We start from the raw sequence: 1,344 nt of genomic DNA, 5'->3' as shown, positions 1-1,344 counted from the left end.
GAGTAGGTGGTGATGCCGGCGCACAGCAGGGGTGCGGCGACGTCGAGCTCAATGCCGTCGGGAATGCTCACCACGAACTCCTCGGTCACGACGACGCGGGTGGAGTAGCCGCCCTGGGTGATGGTGCCGTCGCGGTCAACGGCGCCGTAGGTGCCGGTGTTGCCCTTGAGGCAGTACTGCTCCTCGCCGGCCTGGCAGTTGGCGCACTCACCGCAGGAGTTAACCATGCAGCCGACGCCGACMCGGTCACCGACGGCGTGCTTGGTCACGGCCGWGCCSACCTCGGTGACGATGCCGGCGATYTCRTGGCCGGGAGCSAGCGGGTAGGACTGCGGRCCCCAGTCGCCGCGGACGGTGTGGATGTCCGAGTGACAGATKCCGGCGAACTTAATGTCGATGAGGACGTCATACGGCCCGACATCGCGGCGTTGGATGGTGGTGGGGACGAGGTCCTCGGTGGCAGACGGGGCAGCGTAAGCGTTTACGGTAAGCAATTCTTCTCCAGTATGAGTCGTCGGTCTAGCAGCGGTCGTGGGGGAGAGGGGAGTCGGGGTGAAGCGCGGACAGGCATCTTCAGCGCCTTCCGGTCCACCCGGAGTCCGTGGCCGGCAGACAGGTCGCCCTGGGCCACAGTAGGGGCAAACACACGGCCGGCCCGCTTTGTTCCGGGCAGACCTAATTCCTGCCGGATCGTGCGGAAGTGCGGGCGGGTGGATGCCGTTGGTCCCATCAGACCATCCGGTGCCGCGGAGAAGGGAGTGCCTGCTGATCCGGGTACCGGCAGGGACTCCCTCACCGGTCCACATCCCCGGTGGGCTCCGGATGCTGCCGTCAGCCGGCCAGACCCGGATGGACGCGAACGAACTCGACCTTGGTGCCGGCGTCGGTCCTCTTCCTGGGGGCCCGGGAAAAGCCCTTCGCATCCAGGTGGTTGAGTGCGCGGTACTCGGCGACGGCCGCGTCGTAGGCCTCGTTCAGTTGCCGGCCGGTGCATTCCTCAGTGGATCCGTCGGCGAAGCTGATGGTGATCGGAGCGCTGGCCGGGAAGTGCCGGGTCATGCGGATGAAGCCGTCGGCGTCCTGCTGGAGCTTAATCAATGGGGTTGCACCTTCTTCGTCGGGAAGCTCCCAGTCTTCCGTAAATTCGGTCCAACCACGACCGCGGACGCACCGCGTGGTGGGAAGGCGGGAGCGCCGGCAAGAGCCCGCGGTTTTGCCGGACACGCCGCTCCGCGGGGGACAATGGAGGGGTGACCTCAACGCCCGCCGCCCCGGACCCAGCGCACCGGCCGTTCAACCTCGACGCCATCGGTGCCGGCCTGGTGTTCGCCGGTGCACTGGGAC

Annotated in this window: 2 protein-coding genes; both read right to left on the bottom strand. The window is 67.3% G+C overall.

What is annotated here, in order from left to right; all coding sequences use genetic code 11:
* Positions 1-494, bottom strand: a 494-nt coding sequence (locus AB4Y86_RS19015) for an alcohol dehydrogenase catalytic domain-containing protein (RefSeq protein WP_441403683.1), incomplete at its 3' end; no start/stop codon positions are given.
* Positions 495-831: 337 nt separating this feature from the next.
* A complete protein-coding gene (locus tag AB4Y86_RS19010) occupies positions 832-1,098 on the bottom strand; it encodes a hypothetical protein (RefSeq protein ID WP_441403682.1) in 267 nt (88 codons plus the stop codon).
* Positions 1,099-1,344 lie beyond the last annotated feature (246 nt).

It is taken from the genome of Arthrobacter sp. 2YAF22_2, assembly GCF_052114645.1.
In the GTDB taxonomy this organism is placed as follows: domain Bacteria; phylum Actinomycetota; class Actinomycetes; order Actinomycetales; family Micrococcaceae; genus Arthrobacter.
This window is presented reverse-complemented; position numbering and strand designations above follow the sequence as displayed.